The following is a 22,444-nucleotide window of genomic DNA, read 5'->3' on the forward strand; positions in this document are numbered from 1 at the left end:
CCCGGCCTGCGCCCCGTACGACACGCTTACCGTCGTTGAGGCACAATCGACCAACGATGAGCACCTACCGCGACCTCACGGCCCCCATCGGCTCCCGCCGTGCCCCCGTCCTGCGCACGGTCGGTACGCGGGAGCGCCGGTCCCATCTGACGGCCCCCCGTGTCCCCACCGTCGGCATCGACATCGGCGGCACCAAGGTGATGGCGGGCGTCGTGGACGCCGACGGCAACATCCTGGAGAAGCTCCGCACGGAGACCCCGGACAAGTCCAAGAGCCCCAAGGTCGTCGAGGACACCATCGTCGAGCTGGTCCTTGACCTCTCCGACCGGCACGACGTGCACGCGGTCGGCATCGGCGCCGCGGGCTGGGTCGACGCGGACCGCAACCGCGTCCTGTTCGCCCCCCACCTGTCCTGGCGCAACGAACCGCTGCGCGACCGGCTCAGCGGCCGCCTCTCCGTGCCGGTGCTCGTGGACAACGACGCCAACACCGCCGCCTGGGCCGAGTGGCGCTTCGGCGCCGGACGCGGCGAGGACCACCTGGTGATGATCACACTGGGGACCGGTATCGGTGGCGCGATCCTGGAGGACGGCCAGGTCAAGCGGGGCAAGTTCGGCGTCGCGGGCGAGTTCGGGCATATGCAGGTCGTGCCCGGCGGCCACCGCTGCCCGTGCGGCAACCGCGGCTGCTGGGAGCAGTACAGCTCCGGCAACGCCCTGGTCCGCGAGGCCCGCGAGCTGGCCCAGGCCGACTCGCCGGTCGCCTACGGGATCATCGAGCACGTCAAGGGCAACATCGGCGACATCACCGGGCCGATGATCACCGAGCTGGCCCGCGAGGGCGACGCGATGTGCGTGGAACTGCTCCAGGACATCGGACAGTGGCTCGGCGTCGGCATCGCCAACCTGGCCGCCGCCCTCGACCCCTCCTGCTTCGTCATCGGCGGCGGCGTCTCGGCCGCCGACGATCTGCTCATCGGCCCCGCCAGGGACGCCTTCAAGCGCCATCTCACCGGCCGCGGCTACCGCCCCGAGGCCCGTATCACCCGCGCCCAGCTCGGCCCCGAGGCCGGCATGGTGGGCGCGGCCGACCTGGCCCGCCTGGTCGCCCGCCGGTTCCGGCGCGCCAAGCGCCGCCGGGTCGAGCGGTACGAGCGCTACGAGCGGTACGCCCAGGCCCGCCGCGAACGGGACACCGCATGACCACCTCCCTGCCCCGCCAGGCCGCCCCGCCGGAGCCGGCGCGGCGGCCCCCCGAGGACCCCCGGCACAAGGCCCGGCGCCGGGCGCTCACCCTGCTGATCATCGTGCTGCTCATCGGCGTGCCGGCCGGTTATCTGGTGATCTCGGCGAACCAGAGCCGCAACAGCGGCAAGGACAAGGAGGCCAAGTACTCCGCGACCGGCCTCACTCCGGGCTGGCCGTCGAAGGTGCAGCGCCGCCTCTACCAGGTGAACGTCCCGCGCCCGGCCGACCACATCGCCTCGTACGAGACCAACAACTGGAAGACCAGCCGCCTGTACGTGCAGTTCCGCACCAACCCGGCCGGCCTGGACACCTTCCTCCAGTCCATGGGCGCCCGCCGCGACGAGCTGAAGAAGGGCGACATCGCGGTGAGCGCCCGCGACCGCAAGGTCAGCGGCTGGACCTTCGGCGGCCCCGGCTCCTGGTACGGCCTCACCCACACCCAGAAGAACCCGGCCCCCACCCAGGACGTGGTCGTGAACCTGGCCGACCCGGACTTCCCGATGGTGTACGTGGTGTCGAGGACGGTGCCGTAGCGGACGGTAGCGGGGCTGCCCCTGCGAGCCGTCGTGACCCGGCCCCGCCCGCTGTCGGGGCCGGTTGTCAGACCCCGCCCGTAGAGTCGGAGACGACTGGTCCGATGTGCGGGCGGGAGGTGGCAGAAGGCATGAGCGGTGTGGTGGTGACGGCAGAGCGGGCGGCGGGTTGCGGCGCGAGGGCCGGCGGGGACCCGGTGCCGGTGCGCCTGGCCGCCCTCTATCTGCCCGCGCCGCTGCCGCGCGAGGGCCGCGTGGCCTTCTGGGACCCCGCGGGCGAGCCCCTGCCCCCCGCGGCCGCCGACCCCGAGGAGCTGACGGTCGTACGCCGGCACGGCGCCGCAGTACGCCGCCGGCGGGTACCCGCGCTGGGCCTGCCGCTCGCCGAGGCCCTGCCCCTGCTGGTCCGCGCCCGCCGGGACCCCGCCGCACACCCGGCCACGGCCTGCTGGGGCGCCGCCGCGCTGCACGCCCTGCGGCTCGTCGCCCGCGGGCGGCTGCTGCCCGGCCTCACCCCGAGCGGCCTGGACGCCTGGCGGGCCGGCCCGCTGGAGCCCGACGACATCGCCCACCTGCGCGCGATCGCCGCCGCCCTCCCCCCGGAGGGACACGCCGTGCCGCTGCCGGACCCCGGCCCGCTGCGGCTGCCCGAGCCGGAGGCGCTGGTCCGCTCCTTCCTGGACGCGATCGCCGACACCCTGCCCCGCACCCCCGCCGCCGCCCACGCCCTGGGCCGCCCCTTCGCCGCGCGCGAGCCCCAGTCCCTGCCGGGGGCGCACGCGTGGGCGGCCGAGGTCGCCGCGGGCATGGACGCGGGCGTGCGCATCTCGCTGCGCCTGGACCTGTCCGCGTACGACGCCTTCGACTCCGGCGCGAGCGCGGGCGCCCGCGCCGCCGGGGCGGCGATCGTGCAGGTCCACAGCCTCGCCGACCCCACCCTGGTGACCGACGCGGCGGCCCTGTGGGCGGGCGAGGCCGACACCGCCTTCGGCCCCCGCGCGCGCGTCGACGCGGCCCTCGCCGTGCGCCGCGCCGGGCGGGTCTGGCCGCCCCTGGACCGGCTCGCCGAACAGGACGTGCCCGACGTCCTCGCCCTGTCCGAGGAGGAGCTGGGCGACCTGCTCGGCGTCGCCGCGGGCCGGCTGGCCGCCGCCGGGGTCGCCGTGCACTGGCCGCGCGACCTCGCCCGCGACCTCACCGCCACCGCCGAGGTACGGCCCGCGCCCGGCTCCGCGACCGACGGCACCGGCTTCTTCGAGAGCGAGGACCTGCTGCGCTTCCGCTGGCAGCTCGCCCTCGGCGGCGACCCGCTGGACGAGGCCGAGATGGACGCCCTCGCCGAGGCCCACCGCCCCGTCGTACGGCTCCGGGACCGCTGGGTCCTCGTGGACCCCGCCCTCGTCCGCAAGGCACGCAAGCGGGAACTGGGCCTGCTCGACCCGGTCGACGCGCTGTCCGTCGCGCTCACCGGCACCGCCGAGATCGACGGCGAGCGGGTCGAGGCCGTACCCGTCGGCGCCCTCGCCGCCCTCCGTGACCGGCTCACCGCGGGCCTGCGCCCCGCCGAGCCGCCCGCCGGGCTCGCCGCCACCCTGCGCGACTACCAGCTGCGCGGCCTCGCCTGGCTCGACCTGATGACCTCCCTCGGCCTCGGCGGCTGCCTCGCCGACGACATGGGCCTCGGCAAGACCGTCACCCTCATCGCCCTGCACCTGAAGCGGGCGCGCGAGGAACCCACCCTCGTGGTCTGCCCCGCCTCCCTGCTGGGCAACTGGCAGCGGGAGATCAACCGGTTCGCCCCCGGCGTCCCCGTCCGCCGCTTCCACGGCACCGAGCGCACCCTGGCCGGCCCCGGCGGCGGCTTCGTCCTGACCACGTACGGCACCATGCGCTCCGCCGCGCCCCAACTCGCCGAACACACCTGGGGAATGGTCGTCGCCGACGAGGCCCAGCATGTGAAGAACCCCTACTCGGCCACAGCCAAGGCGCTGCGCACCATCAAGGCCCCCGCGCGCGTGGCGCTCACCGGCACCCCGGTGGAGAACAACCTCTCCGAGCTGTGGGCCCTGCTCGACTGGACCACCCCCGGACTCCTCGGCCCGCTGAAGTCCTTCCGCGCCCGGCACGCCCGCGCGGTGGAGAACGGCGAGGACCAGGAGGCCGTGGACCGGCTCGCCCGCCTGGTCCGGCCCTTCCTGCTGCGGCGCAGGAAGTCCGACCCCGGCATCGTCCCGGAGCTGCCGCCGAAGACCGAGACCGACCACCCGGTGCCGCTCACCCGCGAACAGGCCGCGCTGTACGAGGCGGTGGTGCGCGAGTCGATGCTGGCCATCGAGACCGCCGAGGGCATCGCCCGCAGGGGCCTGGTCCTGAAGCTGCTCGGCGCGCTGAAGCAGATCTGCGACCATCCGGCGCTGTATCTGAAGGACGACGCGTCCGCTGACCGGCTGGTCCACCGCTCGGGCAAACTCGCCCTGCTGGACGAGCTGTTGGACACGGTCCTCGCCGAGGACGGCTCGGTGCTGGTCTTCACCCAGTACGTCGGCATGGCCCGGCTGATCACCGCCCACCTGTCCGCCCGCGCGGTCCCCGTGGACCTGCTGCACGGCGGCACCCCGGTGCCGGAGCGCGAGCGCATGGTCGACCGTTTCCAGGACGGTGAGACGCCGGTGCTGGTCCTCTCCCTGAAGGCCGCGGGCACCGGCCTCAACCTCACCCGCGCCGGGCATGTCGTGCACTTCGACCGCTGGTGGAACCCGGCCGTCGAGGAACAGGCCACCGACCGCGCCTACCGCATCGGCCAGACCCAGCCCGTCCAGGTCCACCGCCTGGTCACCGAGGGCACCGTCGAGGACCGGATCGCCGAGATGCTCGCCGCGAAACGGGCGCTGGCCGACGCGATCCTCGGCTCCGGCGAGGCCGCCCTCACCGAGCTGACCGACCGCGAACTGACCGACCTCGTCTCCCTGCGGAGCACCCCATGACCCCCGCCGACGGCGCCCACCCGGCCGACCTCGCCCGCGAGGCCCTGCGGGCGGCGCGGCGCCGGGCGCGGTCCCTGCCGGAGCCGGGGACGCCCTCGGAGGTGCCGGCCGGCGGGGAGCGAGGTGCTGGTGAACGGCCTTGCGCGGCACCGGCATCGGGGACACCGGGCGGTGACGGGCCGGGGGAGCGGTCCGCTCAAGCCGGGCCGGTTGCCGGAAGCGGCGGCGAGGGTCGCGCTGCGGGGACGGACCTCGGTGCGGAGGCGGGCCGCGGCGACGAGGTGGAGCGCCCGGATACGCCGGGGCTCGACGGCACCGACGGCCGCGAAAGTGCCGTAGTCCCCGACGACTCCGAAGCCCGAGGAACCGCCGGGCGCCTTGACGGTCGTACCGACGAGCGCGCCCCGAGGCCCGCCGATGCCGCGAGGGCCGCCCTGCGGGCCGCCGTCACCGACAAGGGCACCGAGCGCGCGGAACAGCGGGCGGAGCAACGGGACGGAACACCCACGCCGGACGCCGAACCGCGCCCCGACTCCGGCCCCGGCCCCGGCTCCGAGCCCCGCCCGGACGCCGCCCCCGCTCCCCGCCCCGGCGACATCGCCCGAGAAGCACTGCGGGCCGCCCGGCGTGAGGCGTTGCGGGCGGAGGCGGAGGCGGAGCGTGCTGGACGGCGTACGTCCGGGCGCTCGTCGGGGGCCGGTGCCGGGGGCCGTGCCGAAGGTGTGCTCTCCGCCGCGGGTTCCTCCGCCGGGGGTTCCGGGGGTTCCTCCGAGCCCACCGCCGACGCCTCCCGCGCCGCGCGGCTCAAGGCCGCCGGTGAGATGCGGCAGTTCCTCAAGAACGCCTTCCGGATGCCGCCGGAGACCGACACGGCCCTGGAGACCGACGCCGCCCCGGAAACCGGCGCCGCGCCGGGGGATGCTTTCGCGCCGGAGCGGTCCGGGCCCGCCGGTGCCGCGTCGGGGGACGCTTCCGTGCCGGAGCGGTCCGGGCCCGTCGGTGCCGCGTCTGCCCGTCCCGGTCCCGAGCCCACCGGCGCCGCGCCTGGCCGTCCCGGTCCCGAGCCCACCGGTGCCGCGCCGGGGGACGCTCCCGAGCCGGAGCGGTCCGGGCCCGTCGGCGTCGCGCCTGCCCATCCCGGTCCCGAGCCCGTCGGTGCCGCGCCTGCCCGTCCCGGTTCCGGGCCCGCCGGTGCCGCGCCTGGCCGTCCCGGTTCCGAGCCCGCCGGCGCCGTGTCGGGGGAGGCTTCCGCGCCGGAGCGGTCCGAGCGCGCCGGTGCCGCGTCCGGCCGCCCCGGTCCGGAGCGCGCCGGTGCCGTGCCTGCCCGTCCCGGACCCGAGCCCACCGGCGTCGCGTCCGCCCACCCCGGACCCGAGCCCACCGGAGCCGCCCCCACTCTTCCCGAACCCGCGCCCGCGCCCGTCGTCCCCCATGCGCCCCCGACCATGGCCACGCCGCACCGGGACGGTGAACACCGGCGTACGTTCCCGGCGTTCGGGCCCCGCGGGGAGCGGGCTGGGGAGGGGGCGTTCGCCGGGACCTGGTGGGGCGACGCGTGGGTGGCGGCGCTGGAGCGGGGCGCGCTGGACGCCAAGCGGGTGGCGCGTGGCCGGGGGTACGCGGATCAGGGGCACGTGGACGCGATCACCGTCACTCCGGGCTCGGTCCTCGCCTACGTACGGGGCAGCCGGCCCCGCCCGTACCGCGTCCAGGTGCGGGTGCGGACGCTGGCGGACGCCGAGTGGGAGCGGTTCCTGGACGCGGCGGCCGACCGGCCCGGCCATATCGCCGCCCTGCTCGACAAGGAACTGCCGCACTCCCTCGCCGACTGCGGGGTCCCGCTGCTGCCCGGCCCCGGCGACCTCGCCCCGCGGTGCACCTGCCCCGACTCCGGCCACCCCTGCAAACACGCCGCCGCCCTGTGCTACCAGACGGCGCGGCTGCTCGACGCCGACCCCTTCGTGCTGCTGCTCCTGCGCGGCCGGGGCGAGCGGGAACTGCTCGACGCGCTCTCCCGGCGCAGCGCCGCCCGCGCGGCCCGCGACGGACAGGGCAGGGCGTCCGCGTCCCTGCCCGGCATACGCGCCACCGAGGCCCTCGCCCCGCGCGACCTCCCCCCGCTGCCCCCGCCCGCCCCGGTCCCCGCGCATCCCGAGCAGCCCCCGGCGTATCCCGCCGCGCCCGGCGGCCCGGACCCGTTCGCGCTGGACCAGCTGGCGACCGACGCCGCCGCCCGCGCGCACACGCTGCTCGCCACCGGACGCGACCCGGTCGGCGACCTGTCGCTGTGGCAGGACGCGGTACGGCTCGCCGCGGCCCGGCCCGGCTCCGGACTGACCGCGACGACCCGTGCGCTCTACGCGACCCTCGCGCGGGCCACCGACCGCACCCCGGCCGACCTCGCGCGGGCCGTCGCCGCCTGGCGGCAGGGCGGGGCGGAGGGGCTGGCCGTCCTGGAGGAGCCGTGGGACCCGCCGGCCGGCCGCTTCGACCGGGCCCGGCCGCTGCTGCTCGCCGCCGATCTGCCCGCCTTCCGGCCCTGGCGCAACCGGCTCACCCATCCGCTCGGCCATGTGCAGCTCCGGCTGGGCCGCGACGGACTGTGGTACGTCTACGAGTCCGAGCCCGGCGAGGACGACTGGTGGCCCCGCGGCACCCCCGACCTGGACCCGGTCGGCGCGCTCACCGGACTCGGCGCCCTGGACGGCACCTGACCGAACGTTCCGCGGCGCAAGAAAATTGAAAAGGCCGGTGCCGGCAGCGTGGAAGCTGCCGGCACCGGCCTTCGGCGCGGGGACCGCGTGGATCAGTGCGACCAGTGCGATCAGTACGCCGAGTTGACGTTGTCGATCGAACCGTAGCGGTGCGCGGCGTAGTTGGCCGCGGCGGTGATGTTCGCCACCGGGTCGGTGATGTTCTGCGCGGTACCGGCGACGTGGTACGCGTTGAAGGTGGGGGAGATCACCTGGAGCAGGCCCTTGGAGGGGACGCCGTTCTTGGCGTTGATGTCCCAGTTGTTCTGGGCGTTCGGGTTGCCGCCGGACTCACGCATGATGTTGCGCTTCAGACCGTCGTAGCTGCCGGGGATGCCCTTGGCCTTCATGATGGCGAGGGACTGCTTGATCCAGCCGTCCAGGTTGTTGCCGGAGCCCGCCTTGGCGGCGGTGGTGTGCGAGGCCTTGACCACAGAGGCGTGCACCTGGGGCATCTCGGCGGCCTGCGCGTTGGTCGGCACCAGGGTCAGGGCCGCGGCAGCGGCTCCGGTGGCGGCGAGACCGGTGACGGCGAGGCGGGCGATGCGGGTGCGGGTGGTGGCCATGGTCATGCGTGAACTCTTCCTCTGGGGGACAAGGTCGTGCCTGCCGCGAGGACCGCGGTGGCGGTGGGGCGGTGGGCCCCGCGCTGCGGGTGGGACCGGGCGAATGGTTCCGGCGGAGATCCGCTCGGTCCGGCCCGTTGCTTCCCGGCAACGACAGCAATGGTTAGCCGGGGCCGAAGTGCTTGGCAAGGATGTGACGTACTACCCCACTTCGGAGCAATGCCCGTTATATACCGATATGGCGCCGTCCGTGCAGCTCAGGGCGTTCCATCCCTACGGCCCGGCCTAGGACGTGATCTGGCTCCTATGGGTGGCGTCACAGGATCGGGCCCCAAAACGGCCCGAAACGGGCTCGATTCGGCGGAGGGGTGTCGGTGCCGAGGGGTGCCGCAGGGCTGTCATCCGGGGGCGGCGCGTAAGAGAGTCGTGACGCGCTGTGTGAAATCCGGGGCTCCGCTACGGCGTCACCGGCGATCGCGGGGCTTGACGGGGGCCCCGGCCCAAACTGATGATCTTGCCGGACATCCTGACGTTCCCCCGTCGCAGCCGCGACCCAAGGAGAGGGCACCCCTTCTATGGACACCGCGCCGGACGCCGCACCCGCAACGCCCTGGACCATCGCCGTGCTGGGCCCCGGAGGCGTCGGCGGCCTTCTCGCGGCCCTGCTCTCCCGTGCCGGACACCGGGTGATCTGCCTGGCGGGCGAGGACACCGCGCGGACGCTGGCCAGGGACGGCATCCGGGTCTCCAGCGGGGAGCACGGCGACTTCACCGCCCGCGTGGAGGCCGACACCGAACTGCGCGAACCCGCGGACCTGTGCCTGGTCACCGTCAAGCACACCGCGCTGGACGCGGCCCTCGACCGGCTCCCGGCCCGGTTCACGCGGGGCTTCGTGCTGCCGCTGCTCAACGGCGTCGAGCACGTCGCCGCGCTGCGGGAGCGGTACGGCACGCAGCGGGTCGTACCGGCCGTGATCCGGGTCGAGTCCACCCGTACCGCCGCGGGCGTCATCGAGCACGGCAGCCCCTTCACCGAGATCGACGTGGCCGGCGCGGACGAGGCCCGGCTCGCGCCGCTGGCCGCCGTGCTGGACGGCGCCGGGATCACCACGCGCACCGTCGCGGACGAGAACGCCGCCCTCTGGGCGAAGCTGGCCTTCCTCGCGCCCTTCGCCCTGCTCACCACGCGCTACGGGCTGCCGATCGGCGGCATCCGGGAGGAGCACCCGAAGGAGCTGGCGGCACTGGTCGAGGAGACCACCGCGGTGAGCCGGGCCTGCGGCGGACCGGGCGACGCCGCCCGGATCCTGGCGCGCTACGACGCCTTCCCCGCGCAAAGCAAGTCCTCCATGCTGCGGGACGCGGAGGCCGGCCGGGCGCTGGAGCTGGACGCGATCGGAGGCGCCGTACTGCGGGCGGCCGAGCACCACGGCATCGAGGTGCCCCTCGCCACCCGGCTGGTCACGGAACTGTCGAACGGCACGACGGCGGCCCCCTCCGCCTGACCGGCGGGGCGCGGCAGGCGCGGCGGCGGTCCCCCTCCGCCTGGCCGGCGGCGGCAGGCGCGGCGGCGGTCCCCCTCCGCCTGGCCGGCGGCGGCAGGCGCGGCGGCGGTCCCCCTCCGCCTGGCCGGCGGCGGCAGGCACGGCGGCGGCCCCCCTCCGCCTGGCTGGTGGGGCGCGACACGCCCGGCGGCGGTCCCCCTCCCCCTGTGGCCGTCGGCGCGCGCGGCGGCGCGGCTCGGGACGCCTCCCGGTCGCCCCGCGCGTCGAGGTGCGCCCTCACCGTGCCGGCGAAGGCGTGCGCCGAAGGGGACGGCGCCGACCGCCGGCCCCCCGGCCGGCCTCCAGCGGCGCCGGACCGCTCACCGCACCCCGGCCACCGAGCCTGCGCCGCTCCTCGCGGACCTCCTGTGCACGAGCGTTCCGAAGTCCATTTCGGCCACGGATCGGGCGATGAGCGACTGTCAAATGGGCAAAAGGGCGCGGAAGTCAGACAAATGCCAGGTGCAACCTGCGGCAAACAGTGTGTAGTTTGCCAACTACTTCCACGGAAGCCCCTCACCCGGACGCCCGTCCCACGCCCCACCACGTCCACCCCACGCCCAGACGTATCCGAGATCCCCGAGGTCCCCATCCATGATCGAGATACCGGAGCTGGCCTTCGGCGGCCTGGCCGCCGGGACGGTGTCGGCACTAGCTCTGGGCAGCGGCCTCTGGCGCTCCCGGCGTGAACGCGCCCGGCTGCGGCAGGAGATGACCGGTCTGCGGCACCAGGCCGAGCAACTGGCCCGCGCCGGCGCCGAGGAGGCCGAACGGATCCGGCAGGCGTTCGCCACCGAGCTGGAGCACCTGGTCACCCGCCGCATGCCCGCCGAGGCGTCCCGCACCGCGCACCCGCACGTACCGGTGCCCGGCCCGCTCGGCCCCGAGGGCGCGGCGATGGAGCCGGTACTGGAGGCTCTGCGCGCCGCGGTCCGCCAGGAGCGCAAGCGGGTGGACGCCGCCGCACGCGCCGGCATGCGCGGCACCACCCGCGAGATCCAGGCGAGCCTCTACCGCCTCCAGGACATCCTGCACGGCCTCCAGCAGCGGTACGACGAGCCGGAGTTGGCGCAGGACCTCTACCGCCTGGACCACGAGAACGAGCAGTCGCTGCGCCGCGCCCAGGTCGCCGCGGTGGTCTGCGGGGCCTGGGTCGGCCTGGCCCGCGAGGAGTCGCACCTCGTGGACGCCGTCACCGGCGGACAGGCCCGGCTGGCCGGCTACCGGCGGGTCAAGCTGCACAACCACCTGGAGCCCGGTACCGCGCTGGTCTCGCACGCCGTGGAGCCCGTCGCGATCATCGCCGCCGAACTCCTCGACAACGCGCTACGGCACTCCTCCCCGGACACCTCCGTCGTGGTCAACCTCGAACACGTCCACAACGGTGTCACCGTGACCGTGGACGACGCGGGCGTCGGCATGGCGCCCGACGAACGGGCCGCCGCGCAGCGGGTGGTCGCGGGCACCGACCCGATCATGTTCTCCGACCTGGGCGACCCGCCCCGGATGGGCCTCGCGGCGATCGGCCAGCTCACCCGGCAGTTCGACCTCTCGGTGGACCTGTCCACGCCGTCCCCGTACGGGGGCGTACGGGCGGTCCTGCTGGTCCACAAGCACCTGCTGAGCCACATCGACCCGGCGCTGCGCCCCGCCGCCGCGAGCACCTCGCCCTCCACCCGCACCGGAGAGGTGCCCCGGCCGGAACCGCTCGCCGAACTCGCCGGGCACCCCGAACACGCCCACGCGTCCGCCCCGCAGGCACCCGCGCCCGGCCCGGAGCCGGTGCGCGCGTCCCGCCCCGAGTCCGCCGGAACCGAAACCAGGACCGGGACCACGGCCGGAACCGAGACCAGGACCGGGACCGATCCCGCCACCGCCCGCGCGACCCCCGCTTCCGACCACCCCGCGCCCGGCTCCGACCACCCCGCCCCCGACCACCCCGCCCCCGACGAACTCCCCCGTCGCCGTCGTCGTCAGGTCTCGCCGGACCAGGCGGCGATGATCCGGCCGAGCGCGGCCGGGACCGCCGCCCCTGCCCGTTCGCCCGAGGAGACCGCCGCGGCCCTCGGCGCCCTGCAGTCGGCCACCGCCGCTGCCCGTGATGCAGCTCGACCCGAAGGGACCGCTTCCCGATGACCAACCGCGACACCGGTGACACAGCGTGGGTTCTCGACCCGATCCTCGAAGTCCCGCATGTGCAGGCCGCCGTCCTGCTCACCAGGGACGGCCTGATATCCGGCTACTCGGAGGCGCTCACCCAGGAGTCGGCCGAGCGGGTCGCCGCGATCACCTCCACCGTGCAGGGCGCCTGCCGCACCGCCGCCGCCGCGTTCGCGGACATGCCCGCCGCCCGGCTGCGGCAGGTCGTGATCGAGTCCGACCACGGCTACATCCTGGTCGCCCCCACCGACCACGGCACCTGCGTGGCCGCGTACGGCGACCCGGAGGTCCGGCTCGACCTGCTCGGCCACCGCGTGCACTCCCAGGTGGCGCGGCTCGGCGAGAAGGCGATGGCCGCGGCACCCCGCGCGGCCGAGGGCGGCGCTTTGCTGTGAACGGCCACCGGTCCGGCCGTCCGCTGGTGCCCGCCTACCTCTCCACCGCGGGGGTGGCCCGGCCCAGCCGCAACAGCCTGGAGCGCCTGTCGGTGCTCACCTCCGCCGCCGGGCCGGTCTTCGGCGACCTGCCCGCGGCCCAGCACGCGCTGCTCCAGTCGCTGGAGGGCGGCTCCCTGACCGTCGTGGAGGCGGCGGCGCTGCTGCGGCTGCCGGTCTCCGCCATCCGGGTCCTCGCCGCCGCCCTGATCGACCAGGGTCTGGTGACGGCCCGCCCGCCCGTCCCGCCCGCCGCCCAGCCCGATCACGATCTGCTGAAGAGAGTCGCCGATGGCCTCCGCGCCCTCAAGCTCTGAACCCCTCCCGGCCGCGAGCCGGACCGCCGGCTCCGGTGTCCGGGCCGGGGAACTCCACCTTCCCGCTGCGGCACGGGAGTTGGTGAAGATCGTCGTCGTCGGCCCGTTCGGCGTCGGCAAGACCACCCTGATCGACTCGGTCTCCGAGATCCGCCCCCTGCACACCGAGGAACACCTCACGCAGGCGTCCACCGCCGTCGACGACCTCGACGGGGTACGGGACAAGCGGACCACCACCGTCGCCATCGACTTCGGCCGGATCACCCTCGGCGGGGAGACCGTCCTCTACCTGTTCGGCACGCCGGGGCAGGAACGCTTCCGCGCGCTGTGGGCGGACATCGCCTACGGGGCGCTCGGCGCGCTCGTCCTCGTGGACAGCCGCCGCCTCGACGCCTCCTTCGACGTGCTCGGACTGGTCGAGGAGTCGGGGCTGACGTACGCGGTCGCCGTCAACACCTTCCCGGATTCCCGCCGTTACCCCGAGGAGCAGCTGCGGGAGTCCCTCGACCTGGCACCCGAGACCCCGCTGGTGGAGTGCGACGCGCGGGACCGCAACTCCTCCGTGGACGCGCTGCTCGCCCTCGTGGAGCACCTGATCGACCTGAACGCCCGCGCGGTGGCCGGGGAGGTGCGCTCATGACGGCGTACCCCGCCCCCGCGGAGTCCTTCGACCGCTCCACCCCGGTACGGCTGTGGGAGGACGGGTTCGCCGTCGACCCGCGCCGCTACTACGAGGCGCTGCGCGCCCAGGGCCCGGTCGGCTGGGCCGAACTCGCGCCGGGTGTACCGGCGTACGTGGTCACCGACCGCCGGGCCGCGCTCGACATGCTGCACGACGACGCGACCTGGTCCCGCGATCCGCGCCCCTGGCAGGCGACGGTCCCCGAGGACCTGCCGATCCTCGGCATGATGCGCTGGCGGCCCAACACCCTCTTCTCCGACGGCGCCGAGCATGTGCGCTACCGCACCGCCCTGCTCCAGGCCTTCGACCTGGTCGAGCCGCACGACCTGCGCGAACGGGTGCTGCGGGCGGTGCACCTGCTGGTCTCCCGGTTCGGCCCGCGCGGCGAGGCGGACCTGGTGAACGACTTCGCCCGCCCGCTGATGACGCTGGTCTTCAACAGCCTCTTCGGCTACCCCGAGGGCGAGGCCGACCGCCTCAACGACGCGCTCGGCGCGCTGATGGAGGGCGGCGAGGCGTCCGCCCAGGGCGAGGCCGAGTACGGCAGGTACGTCATGGACCTGATCGCCGCCAAGACGGCGAAACGCGGCGACGACCTCACCAGCCGGCTGCTCGACCACCCGCTGGGCCTCACCCCCGAGGAGGTCACCTGGCAGGTCTTCCTCACCCTCGGCGCGGGCCACGAGCCGTCCACCAACCTGGTCAGCAACGCGCTCTCCCGCATCCTCGGCAACCCGGCGTACTACTCCACCCTCACCAGCGGTTCGCGCACCGTGCGCGACGCGGTCCTCGAAGTGCTCCGCTACGAGACCCCGCTCACCAACTACGGGGTGCTGTACGCCCGTAAGCCGCTCAGCTTCCACGGCGCGTGGGTGCGGGCGGCGGTGCCCGTCGTCGTGTCGTACGGCGCCCTCGCGCTGTTCGCGGACGAGGAGCACGGCGGTGCGCACCACCCGCGGGACGCCTCCCACCTCTCCTTCGGCGCGGGCCCGCACACCTGCCCGGTCAAGCACGAGGGGCTGCTGATCGCCACGGAGGCCATCGAACGGCTCACCCAGTGGCTGCCCGACATGGCGCCCACCGTGCCCCGCGACCGGCTGACCTGGCGGCCGGGCCCCTTCCACCGCTCCCTGGTCTCCCTGCCGGTCCGGTTCACCCCCCGCACCCCCGACCGTCCCGCCGCCGACCCCTCGTCCTCCCAGACTGGAGCCCGAGCATGACCACTACGCCCACCCGCGTCCCCATCGACCCGTTCGGGTCCGACATCGTCGCGGAGAGCGCCCGGCTGCGCGCCCTGGGCCCCGTCGTCCCCGTGGAACTGCCGGGCGGCATCCCGGCTTGGGCGCCCACCGGGTACGACGCGCTGCGCACCCTGATCCTCGACCCGCGGGTCAGCAAGGACCCGCGCAAGCACTGGCGGTTGTGGCCCGAGGTCGGCGAACACCCGGAGTGGGGCTGGGTGCTGGGCTGGATCGGTGTGGTCAACATGCTCTCCACCTACGGCGCCGACCACACCCGGCTGCGCCGCCTGGTCGCGCCCAGCTTCACCGCCCGGCGCACCGAGGCCCTGCGCGGCCGGGTCGACGCCGTCGCCGCCGGACTCCTCGACACGATGGCCGAGTCGGGCGCGGGCGGTGCCGTCGTCGATCTGAAGGAGGCGTTCGCGCAGCCGCTGCCGATGCAGATCATCTGCGAGCTGTTCGGGGTGCCCGACCACCTGCGGCAGAGCGTGGGCGAGCTGGTCGCGGCGATCATGGACACCACCGACCAGAGCCCCGAGCACGCGGCCTTCGTGCAGCAGCAGATCGGCACGGTGATCCCCGCGCAGATCGCCTACCGCGCCGAGCATCCGGGCGACGACCTGACCACCGAGCTGATCCGGGTCCGCGACGAGGAGGGCGACCGGCTCAGCGAGGAGGAGCTGCTGTTCACACTCCTGCTGGTCATCGGCGCCGGTTTCGAGACGACGGTGAACCTGATCGCCAACGCGGTGGTCGAGCTGCTGACCCACCCCGAGCAGCTGGCCGGCGTCCGCTCCGGCGCCCTCGACTGGGACCAGGTCATCGACGAGGTGCTGCGGGTGCGGCCCTCCATCGCCGCTCTCCCGCTGCGGTTCGCCGTCACCGATGTCACCGTGGACGGCGTCACCATCCCCGCGGGCGACGCGATCCTCACCACCTTCGGCGCGGCCGGCACGGACCCGGCGCACTACGGGGAGACCGCCGAGGCATTCGACGCCGCGCGCGCCGCCGACGACCACCTCTCCTTCGGCATCGGGGTGCACCGCTGCATCGGCGCCCCGCTGGCCCGGATGGAGGCCCGCACCGCCCTGTCCGCCCTGTTCGACCGCTTCCCCCGCCTGGCCCCCGCCTTCACGCCCGGCGAGCTGAAGCAGGTCCCGTCCTTCATCGCCTACGGCTGGCAGACGGTTCCGGTACGACTGGACGGCTGACGCACCGCCGGGTCCGGTGGGGGAGCGGGGCGCCCCACCGGATCGTGCGTGGCGTCGAAGTCGGCCGTGAGGTGGCGGCGCAGCCAGGCGCCGAGTCTGCGGTCCACCAGGTGGTTGAGCGCGGCCGACAGGGCGAGCGAGAAGCACAGCCCGAGGGCTATGGCGGGGACCAGGCCGAGCGCGGGCACCGCCTTGAGCAGCCCGCGCACGACCGGTATGCCCAGGCTCTGGTGGACCAGGTAGAAGGGGTAGGTCAGGGCGCCCGCGTAGACCAGCGCGCGCCAGCGCAGCCGGCCGAGGGGACCGGGTCCGGACAGGGCGAGCAACAGCAGGAAGACCGTGAGGATGGCGGCGCACACGCCCCAGCCGGGCGTCCCGCCGCGGGCCGCGGGGGCGGCGTGCGCGGCGACCCGGTCGCCCAGCAGCGTCAGCGTGTAGCACCAGGCGAATCCGGTGAGCAGCCACAGCAGCAGGTTCGGGCCGAAGCGGTGCATCAGGTAGAGGGCCATGCCCGCGACGAACAGCCCGGCGTACTGGGTGAGCAGGAACTCGTTCAGCACGGCGGAGTGCAGTTCGCGGCCGATGGCGGCGAGGGTCAGCCACAGCAGGCAGAAGGCGATGGTGCGGCGGTAGGTGAGGCCGATCAGCAGGAGCACGGCCATCAGCAGGTAGAACCGGGCCTCGACCCACAGCGTCCAGGCGACCCCGTCGGTGGTGCGCAGCCCGAGCGGTCCGGGCAGCATGGTCAGGTTGCCGAGGGTGGTGCGCAGGTCGGTGGGTGCTCCGGGCCGCTGTCCGGCGAGCCGGGCGATCCAGGCGACGACGACGATGGCGACGACGACCGTCCAGTAGAGCGGGAAGAGGCGGGCGATCCGGGAGACCGCGAACTGCGTGGGGGTGCGCCCCCAGCAGCTCATGCAGATGGCGAACCCGCTGATCAGGAAGAACGCCTCCACACCGAGCCAGCCGTACCGGCTCAGGGCGTGCAGCACGGGGGCGGTCCGGGTCAGGTCGTAGGTGCCCCAGAAGTGCGGGGTGGGGGTGCCGAGGTAGTGGTAGGCGGCCACACCGGCCGCCGCGAGCAGGCGCAGGGCGTCCACGGCGGCGAGCCGGCCACCGCCCGCCGTGCCTGTGCCGCGGGTGCTTCGGGCGGCCGGCGGCGGGAGCGGGACGGGGACAGCGGTGACGGACATGGTGAAGGTGTCCTCCAACGGGTGTGCTGCTGCATCGGGAAGGTGGCCGCGGAGTCGGAGCCGGCGGCGGAATGCGGGTGGCGGAGTCGAGAACCGGCGGCGGAATGCAAAACCGGCGGCCGAGTCGAGAACCGGCGGCGGAGTTCAGAGCCGGCGGCGGCGGACGGACCGGTAGACGAGGAGGACCGCCAGCGCGGCCGGCGGCACCGTCAGCGCCGCCTGGGTCCACTGCATGGGCCACAGCTGGGCCGCGCTGTGGTAGACGTCGAAGACCCGTGAGCCGTCGGGGCAGCCGGCGGGCCCGCACCGGGCGTACGCCAGGCGGCGGCCGTCCGGGGTCACCACGCCGTCCCGCAGCAGCCAGTCGTCGGGGCTCAGATCGTAGCCGTGCGGCGGGAACCGGGTGAGGGCCGGCTGGAAGAACCGGCGCAGACCGGTCAGCAGGGAGAACAGTCCCGCGTAGCCGGCGAGGGCGCAGACCATGGCCGGGATCGTGCGCCGGGTCAGTTCCCCGGCCAGGACGCCGATCGCGAAGGCCAGCGGCGTCGCCGTCGCGAGGACGGGACCGAAGGAGGAGTACGGCAGCGCCGAGAACGCGGAGGAGTCGTTGGTGAGCGCCGGCGAGGTGACCGCGTGGAGGCGGGTGCCGAGGGCGGCGGCGACGAGGCCCACCGCGACGGACGCGCCGCCCAGGACGAGGAGTTGGCCGGTGAGCCAGCGCTGCCGGGGCACCGACTGCGTCCACAGCAGCCGGTGCGTGCGGCGCTCGTACTCCTGCGCCAGCAGCGGTGCGCCGAGCAGCGCGGCGACGAGCGCGGGCACGGTCACGAGGGCGGACTGCGCGTGCTGCACCGCCTGGAGCGCGTCGGAGACATGGTGGGCCGTCGCGGCGCACCGGTCGAGGTAGAAGAGGTGGTCGCACGAGCTCGCGGCGCGTTCGGCACGGGCCCGCGCCAGCGCGTCCGCCATGCGCACCACCCACACCGCGAGCAGGGCCGCGGAGACCGCCATGACGGCGAGGGCACCGCGGTGGCGCCGCAGGCTCAGCCGGACCAGGGCCCGGTACGGCACCGGCGCCGGGCACAGGGCCGACCGGTCGAGCCGGACCGGTACGACCGGCAGGGGGGAGGAGACGGTCACGCCGCCACCGTCCCGCTGCCGTCCCCGCCGGCGTCGCCGTACCCGCCCGGCCGCATGCCGGGGGCGAGCCAGCCCGCGACGGAGGGGGAGCGCAGGTAGGAGACCACCAGCTCCTCCAGGCTGGGGAGTTCGGCGTCGGTCTCCCGCGTCCGCGCCTGCCGGTCCACCCGGACGAGGGTGAGGTGCCGCGGCTCTGCGTCCACCGGGTCCACGGGGTGCACCCGCCACGGCGCCAGACCCGCCTGGCACTCCAGCAGGCCGAGCCGGTCCAGCAGGCGGTGCGCGCCGAGGAGTTCGGACAGCTCGCCGGCCAGCCGGATCCGGCCGCCGTCGATCAGCAGCAGGTGGTCGATGGCCTCTTCGAGATCGCCCAGCACATGGGAGGAGAGCAGGACGGTGCCGCCGCCGTCGGCGACGTCACCGAGCAGCAGGCCCAGGGCGGCGCGGCGGGTCAGCGGGTCCAGGTCGCTCAGCGGCTCGTCGAGGAGCAGCAGCCGGGGCCGCTTGCCGCGCGCGAGGGCGAGGGACAGCAGGGAGCGCTGGCCGCCGGAGAGGGAACCGGCCCTGCTGGTGAGCGGGATCCGGCCCAACGCCAGCAGTTCCTCGGCCAGTTCGCCGTCCCAGCGGGGATTGAGGTCGCGGCCCATGGCCAGCAGCTCGGCGGCCCGCATCCGTGGGTACAGGGGGCGGTGCTGGTCCACGAAGGCGACCTCGCCGAGCAGCGCGTCCGCGCCGGCCGGCTGCCCGAGCACGGTGAGCCGGCCCGAGTCCGGACGGATCAGCCCGGCCGCGGCCGACAGCAGCAGGGACTTGCCCGCGCCGTTCGGGCCGACGATCCCGCACACCGCGCCGCGCGGGACGCGGAAGGTGCAGTCGGCGAGCAGCTGCCCGCGCCGCCGGGCGCGCAGCCCGACCCCCTCCGCCTGGACGGCCGCCGCGGTGAGCGTCGTCATCGCGTCCGCTCCGCGAAGCAGGCGTCCCCGACGGAGACGACCAGGGCCATGACGTCCTCCCGCTCCAGGCCGTGCTCCCTGGCGCGGGTCATCCACTGCTCCAGCTCCTGCCGCAGACCGGAGCCGTCGACCCGGTCGGCGCTGCCGAGCGTGCCGACCACGAACGTGCCCAGCCCGGTCCGGGACTCGACCAGGCCCCGCCGCTGGAGCTCCTGGTACGCCCGCAGCACGGTGTTGCCGTTGACCGCGGCGGTCTCGACCACCTCACGGGCCGTGGGCAGCTTGTCGCCGGGCTTGAGGACGCCCAGCCGCAGGGCCTGCTCGGTCTGCTCGATGATCTGCTGATAGGCGGGGGTGCCGCCGGCTCTGCGCAGCTGGTACTTCACGAGGTAACCCTTTCCCTAATTGATTAGGGAAAGTAGTCACCACCTGAGGAGGTGTCAAACCGCTGTGTCCGGGTGGTTCCATCGACGAAGCCCCACCGGAGCACTCCGGTGGGGCTTGGGAGTCGGATCAGACGGCCGTCGGCAGTTTCGCCGGTGCAGGGGCGAGCGCGCGGTGGTGGCGGCGGGCGACGGTGGTCGTGCCGAGCAGGAGTCCGTCGGGCCTGAAGTGCGGGGGTGGCAGGTGATTTTCGAGCGCTGCGAGGTAATTCCAGCGTATCGAGGGGTGGGCGGAGTGCGCATAGTGGTGGAGGTCGCCGTAGGGGAGCCAGGTGGCGGCGGCGAGGGTGGTGAGGGCGCGGCTGCGCGGATAGAGGCGCAGACAGCGTCCCGCTTCGATCTGAGCGGGAGTGCCGACGCGGTGCTCGGGATCGAACCAGGTGTGCTCCACCAGCAGAGACATCCAGGCGAGCTGCGGATAGAACAGCAGCCGCGGCAGCATGAACCCGCACACCAGAGCGGTCCACCCGCCGGCCGCATACGCGGCCACGGCAACGGTGATCGGTACGCAGACGCGGTGCCAGGCGCCAGACCCCCCGAGCTGTGCGGCTATGCCGGCGGCGGTGCTACGGATGCCTCGCGGCGTCAGCGGTTGGATCAGAGCGGCCGCGAACCGGAGGCCGGTGATGCCGGGGCGCAGGCCCGCCTGCCGGAGTTCGTCGAGATTGGGGTCGTTGGCCAGGGTGGCATTGGGGTGGTGGTCGCGGACATGTCGACGGCGGCGTGCCGGCAGGGGGCCGAGTGCGAGGGGATGATGGACGAATGCCTCGCCGAGCAGATGGTTGGCGCGGTTGGAGCGGGCAAGGACGCCGTGGACGGCGAAATGGCTGATCTCCTGGAGGTGCCGGAAGTGGACCGCGACCGCGACCGCCGCCACGGCGGCGAGGAGCGGACCGTGCGCGGCGAGCATCCACCATCCCGCGATCTGCACCCACTGCCCGGTCAGCACCAGGACCGGAGTGAGGTCATTGGCCCGTCGGCGCTGGAGGGCGATGAGCTCCCGAGCCCCGGCCGAGCGGGGCCGCTGACGCGCGAAGTGCAGCCGGTCGATCTGGCGCAAGGCGACGCCGACGACGATGAGTGCTAAGGCGATCGACATGATGTTCCTGGTACGGACGAGCGGAGACGGGCAGATCGCCCGCAAGGTCGTCACGCACGGTACATCTAGTGGACTAGTTTGGTGAATGGGCACGTGAAACGGCCTCCGCCCCGAGGGGCGGAGGCCGCATGGCGGATGACTGATTTGCCCTACAAGGCGTCGACGGTCGCGCCTACCCGATGCTCGTCCCAGGTGCCGCCGTCGAGCATGCGGCTGACAGCGGCTTCGTAGGACCGCAGGGCACGCGGTGCGGAATCGGCGCCATTGCCCCACACACCCTCGAAGCGGGCCCGCCAGCGATCCACCCCCTTGAAATACACCGAGCTACGGCCGCGGGTGTACTCGGCGTCTCCCTGCTCCTCCTCCACCAGGACGGCGGCCGCGGCGAAGACGACGTAGTCGACGGCTTCGTCGGCGCGCAGCCGGTCGCGTACGGCGAGGCCGCAGATGACGCCGATGTCGCGATGCCGGCCGATGAGCTCCAGGAGGGACCGGGCGAACTCTTTGTCGACCAGGTCATCGCGGTAGACGATGAAGAGGCGGTTGATGGTGCCGCGGCCTTCGAGGAAGCGGCGGTTGGCGGCGAGGTATTCGCGGCGCTGATTGAGCAGTCGGGGATTGGTGGTCAGGTCGGCGGCGAGGATGCGTGGGGGCTCGGAGGCCGCGTCGGTGAGAGTGTCGATCAGCAGTGCCGACAGCCGGGGGACCTCGGAGGCGTAGACGCGGAGGTGGCCGTCGGCGATCTCGCCGTAGTCGGAGAGCAGTTCACGTTCGAGATGGGTGCGGACCAGGTGGTAATACCGAACATCGTCGATGGACTTGAGGTTGTTGGTTCTCCGCAGGTGGATATAGGCCCTGCGTGTCCACAGTTGTCCGATGGCCAGGATCACGAGGAGAGCCCCCTGGACCACGACGAGCGCTTTCAGGTCGACCCGCTCGGCGACCCAGCCGATCACCGGCGTGACGAGCCCGGCGATGCCGATCACCGTGCCCAGTACGGGTGAGCCGAGCGCATCGGTGACCCGCCTCCACGGGTCGCGCTGCTGCTTCGGCATGAATCTTCCCCCTTCGGCGGCCGGGAGGCCGGACAAGAGTGTTCGTGGCGGACGGGTGGCCCGGTGCCGTCAGATGTGCGGCGAGGGCAGGGTGATGTCGTACTCGATGTCCCAGCGACTGGCCGGGACGAGGAAGTCGGCGGTCTCCACCGCGCGACCGCCCGTGTCGTAGTGGGTGCGCTCGATCAGCGTGGCCTGTGCCCCGGCCGCGATGCCCAGCAAGTGCGCCTGCTCGCGGTCGGCCTGCACGGGGCGGGGCCGCTCGACGACCCGGACGACGGTGATGTCCAGGTGCGCCATACGGGCGATCACACCGGCGCCCGCCAGTGGACCACCCTCGGGCAGCACCACCACGGTGCCACCGGTGACCGCCATGGGCTCCCAACTGGTGGCCAGCATCACCGGCTGCCGGTCGGCGAGAAACTCGTAGAAGGTGCGCACGCAAGGATCGCCGGCTTCGATGCCCAGCCGGTCGGCGATGTCCGAGGGCGCGGGGACCTTGGCGGTGGAATCCGCCTCCCAGGTGCCGGTGAACCCTGACGGGGAGGTACCCGCCTGGTCCGGCACGGTCGGGACCCGGCGGAGTGTGTGCCGGGGAATCGGGGGGCGGACGTACGTGCCGGAGCCCGCCCGGCCCTCCAGAAGGCCCTCGGAGATGAGCAGTTCCTGCGCGCGGCGGATGACGTTCTCCCCGACGCCGAATTCCGCGCCGAGTTTGCCGCGGGAAGGCAGCCGGTCGCCTGGAGCCCAGCAGGAGTTGGTGATGCGAAGCCGGAGGCCCTCTGCAACCCGCAAGTACGGCGCGCTTGCTGAGCTGAAGTCAGCCATCGATCTCCTCGGGCACGTTGCCGACCGGTACGTGTTGACAATCTAGTTCACGAGCTGAAAC

General features: G+C 74.1%; 19 protein-coding genes. 11 read left to right on the top strand and 8 right to left on the bottom strand.

Annotated features, from left to right (window positions below; genetic code table 11):
- The first annotated feature begins 56 nt into the window (after window positions 1-56).
- From AC069R_RS08515 to AC069R_RS08530, 4 genes are all read left to right on the top strand, one after another.
- Complete coding sequence (locus AC069R_RS08515; RefSeq protein ID WP_085567314.1) at window positions 57-1,202, top strand: ROK family glucokinase; 1,146 nt, start codon at window positions 57-59, stop codon at window positions 1,200-1,202.
- Entirely contained in the window at window positions 1,199-1,780 is a 582-nt protein-coding gene (locus AC069R_RS08520) for a sugar kinase (protein WP_478765637.1), read from the top strand. The genes AC069R_RS08515 and AC069R_RS08520 overlap by 4 nt, the downstream gene beginning before the upstream one ends.
- Before the next feature lie 131 nt (window positions 1,781-1,911).
- Window positions 1,912-4,764 carry a DEAD/DEAH box helicase gene (locus AC069R_RS08525; protein ID WP_478765639.1) on the top strand — a complete coding sequence of 951 codons (2,853 nt, stop codon included), beginning with the start codon at window positions 1,912-1,914 and terminating at the stop codon, window positions 4,762-4,764.
- 821 nt (window positions 4,765-5,585) lie between these two features.
- Window positions 5,586-7,478 (top strand): SWIM zinc finger family protein, encoded by a 1,893-nt coding sequence (locus AC069R_RS08530; RefSeq protein ID WP_478765724.1) that lies wholly within the window; start codon window positions 5,586-5,588, stop codon window positions 7,476-7,478.
- Window positions 7,479-7,588: 110 nt separating this feature from the next.
- On the opposite strand, the gene AC069R_RS08535 is transcribed toward AC069R_RS08530, so the two are convergent.
- The gene (locus AC069R_RS08535) at window positions 7,589-8,272 is read right to left on the bottom strand and encodes a transglycosylase SLT domain-containing protein (RefSeq protein ID WP_478765641.1); all 684 of its coding nucleotides are present in this window, start codon (window positions 8,270-8,272) and stop codon (window positions 7,589-7,591) included.
- 386 nt (window positions 8,273-8,658) lie between these two features.
- On the opposite strand from AC069R_RS08535, the gene AC069R_RS08540 reads away from it, so the two are divergent.
- The 7 genes from AC069R_RS08540 to AC069R_RS08570 all read left to right on the top strand — a co-directional run bounded on the left by AC069R_RS08540 (window position 8,659) and on the right by AC069R_RS08570 (window position 15,672).
- On the top strand, window positions 8,659-9,588 hold the full coding sequence (locus tag AC069R_RS08540; protein WP_478765643.1) for a ketopantoate reductase family protein: 930 nt from the start codon (window positions 8,659-8,661) through the stop codon (window positions 9,586-9,588).
- A gap of 633 nt (window positions 9,589-10,221) precedes the next feature.
- Window positions 10,222-11,763, top strand: coding sequence for an ATP-binding protein (locus AC069R_RS08545; protein ID WP_478765644.1), 1,542 nt, complete (start codon window positions 10,222-10,224; stop codon window positions 11,761-11,763).
- Window positions 11,760-12,182, top strand: coding sequence for a roadblock/LC7 domain-containing protein (locus AC069R_RS08550; RefSeq protein ID WP_478765646.1), 423 nt, complete (start codon window positions 11,760-11,762; stop codon window positions 12,180-12,182). The genes AC069R_RS08545 and AC069R_RS08550 overlap by 4 nt, the downstream gene beginning before the upstream one ends.
- Complete coding sequence (locus AC069R_RS08555) at window positions 12,179-12,538, top strand: DUF742 domain-containing protein (RefSeq protein WP_478765648.1); 360 nt, start codon at window positions 12,179-12,181, stop codon at window positions 12,536-12,538. Before AC069R_RS08550 ends, AC069R_RS08555 begins: the two co-directional genes overlap by 4 nt.
- Window positions 12,513-13,178, top strand: coding sequence for a GTP-binding protein (locus tag AC069R_RS08560; protein ID WP_478765649.1), 666 nt, complete (start codon window positions 12,513-12,515; stop codon window positions 13,176-13,178). The genes AC069R_RS08555 and AC069R_RS08560 overlap by 26 nt, the downstream gene beginning before the upstream one ends.
- Complete coding sequence (locus AC069R_RS08565; protein WP_478765651.1) at window positions 13,175-14,440, top strand: cytochrome P450 family protein; 1,266 nt, start codon at window positions 13,175-13,177, stop codon at window positions 14,438-14,440. The genes AC069R_RS08560 and AC069R_RS08565 overlap by 4 nt, the downstream gene beginning before the upstream one ends.
- The gene (locus AC069R_RS08570; protein ID WP_478765653.1) at window positions 14,437-15,672 is read left to right on the top strand and encodes a cytochrome P450 family protein; all 1,236 of its coding nucleotides are present in this window, start codon (window positions 14,437-14,439) and stop codon (window positions 15,670-15,672) included. Before AC069R_RS08565 ends, AC069R_RS08570 begins: the two co-directional genes overlap by 4 nt.
- On the opposite strand, the gene AC069R_RS08575 is transcribed toward AC069R_RS08570, so the two are convergent.
- The 7 genes from AC069R_RS08575 to AC069R_RS08605 form a co-directional block, all read right to left on the bottom strand.
- Window positions 15,633-16,865 (bottom strand): acyltransferase family protein, encoded by a 1,233-nt coding sequence (locus AC069R_RS08575; RefSeq protein WP_478765654.1) that lies wholly within the window; start codon window positions 16,863-16,865, stop codon window positions 15,633-15,635. The two genes, AC069R_RS08570 and AC069R_RS08575, sit on opposite strands and share 40 nt — an antisense overlap.
- A 144-nt stretch (window positions 16,866-17,009) precedes the next feature.
- Window positions 17,010-18,005, bottom strand: coding sequence for an ABC transporter permease subunit (locus AC069R_RS08580; RefSeq protein WP_478765656.1), 996 nt, complete (start codon window positions 18,003-18,005; stop codon window positions 17,010-17,012).
- Entirely contained in the window at window positions 18,002-18,958 is a 957-nt protein-coding gene (locus tag AC069R_RS08585) for an ATP-binding cassette domain-containing protein (RefSeq protein ID WP_478765658.1), read from the bottom strand. The genes AC069R_RS08580 and AC069R_RS08585 overlap by 4 nt, the downstream gene beginning before the upstream one ends.
- Complete coding sequence (locus AC069R_RS08590; protein WP_478765660.1) at window positions 18,955-19,344, bottom strand: GntR family transcriptional regulator; 390 nt, start codon at window positions 19,342-19,344, stop codon at window positions 18,955-18,957. Before AC069R_RS08590 ends, AC069R_RS08585 begins: the two co-directional genes overlap by 4 nt.
- Before the next feature lie 127 nt (window positions 19,345-19,471).
- The gene (locus AC069R_RS08595; protein WP_478765662.1) at window positions 19,472-20,500 is read right to left on the bottom strand and encodes a fatty acid desaturase; all 1,029 of its coding nucleotides are present in this window, start codon (window positions 20,498-20,500) and stop codon (window positions 19,472-19,474) included.
- Between the two features lie 149 nt (window positions 20,501-20,649).
- A complete protein-coding gene (locus AC069R_RS08600; RefSeq protein WP_478765664.1) occupies window positions 20,650-21,555 on the bottom strand; it encodes a hypothetical protein in 906 nt (301 codons plus the stop codon).
- Window positions 21,556-21,624: 69 nt separating this feature from the next.
- A complete protein-coding gene (locus AC069R_RS08605; RefSeq protein ID WP_478765666.1) occupies window positions 21,625-22,383 on the bottom strand; it encodes a GntR family transcriptional regulator in 759 nt (252 codons plus the stop codon).
- Window positions 22,384-22,444: the final 61 nt, after the last annotated feature.

The sequence above is a fragment of the Streptomyces sp. NPDC043952 genome, from assembly GCF_056435325.1.

What these genes read in the sequence shown, in the direction of transcription:
- AC069R_RS08540 (WP_478765643.1), top strand. Translation starts at nt 8,659, where the DNA reads ATGGACACCGCGCCGGACGCCGCACCCGCAACGCCCTGGACCATCGCC.
- AC069R_RS08605 (WP_478765666.1), bottom strand. Translation starts at nt 22,383, where the DNA reads ATGGCTGACTTCAGCTCAGCAAGCGCGCCGTACTTGCGGGTTGCAGAG.
- AC069R_RS08565 (WP_478765651.1), top strand. Translation starts at nt 13,175, where the DNA reads ATGACGGCGTACCCCGCCCCCGCGGAGTCCTTCGACCGCTCCACCCCG.
- AC069R_RS08575 (WP_478765654.1), bottom strand. Translation starts at nt 16,865, where the DNA reads ATGTCCGTCACCGCTGTCCCCGTCCCGCTCCCGCCGCCGGCCGCCCGA.
- AC069R_RS08585 (WP_478765658.1), bottom strand. Translation starts at nt 18,958, where the DNA reads ATGACGACGCTCACCGCGGCGGCCGTCCAGGCGGAGGGGGTCGGGCTG.
- AC069R_RS08520 (WP_478765637.1), top strand. Translation starts at nt 1,199, where the DNA reads ATGACCACCTCCCTGCCCCGCCAGGCCGCCCCGCCGGAGCCGGCGCGG.
- AC069R_RS08560 (WP_478765649.1), top strand. Translation starts at nt 12,513, where the DNA reads ATGGCCTCCGCGCCCTCAAGCTCTGAACCCCTCCCGGCCGCGAGCCGG.
- AC069R_RS08595 (WP_478765662.1), bottom strand. Translation starts at nt 20,500, where the DNA reads ATGTCGATCGCCTTAGCACTCATCGTCGTCGGCGTCGCCTTGCGCCAG.
- AC069R_RS08570 (WP_478765653.1), top strand. Translation starts at nt 14,437, where the DNA reads ATGACCACTACGCCCACCCGCGTCCCCATCGACCCGTTCGGGTCCGAC.
- AC069R_RS08530 (WP_478765724.1), top strand. Translation starts at nt 5,586, where the DNA reads ATGCGGCAGTTCCTCAAGAACGCCTTCCGGATGCCGCCGGAGACCGAC.
- AC069R_RS08600 (WP_478765664.1), bottom strand. Translation starts at nt 21,555, where the DNA reads ATGCCGAAGCAGCAGCGCGACCCGTGGAGGCGGGTCACCGATGCGCTC.
- AC069R_RS08550 (WP_478765646.1), top strand. Translation starts at nt 11,760, where the DNA reads ATGACCAACCGCGACACCGGTGACACAGCGTGGGTTCTCGACCCGATC.
- AC069R_RS08525 (WP_478765639.1), top strand. Translation starts at nt 1,912, where the DNA reads ATGAGCGGTGTGGTGGTGACGGCAGAGCGGGCGGCGGGTTGCGGCGCG.
- AC069R_RS08545 (WP_478765644.1), top strand. Translation starts at nt 10,222, where the DNA reads ATGATCGAGATACCGGAGCTGGCCTTCGGCGGCCTGGCCGCCGGGACG.
- AC069R_RS08515 (WP_085567314.1), top strand. Translation starts at nt 57, where the DNA reads ATGAGCACCTACCGCGACCTCACGGCCCCCATCGGCTCCCGCCGTGCC.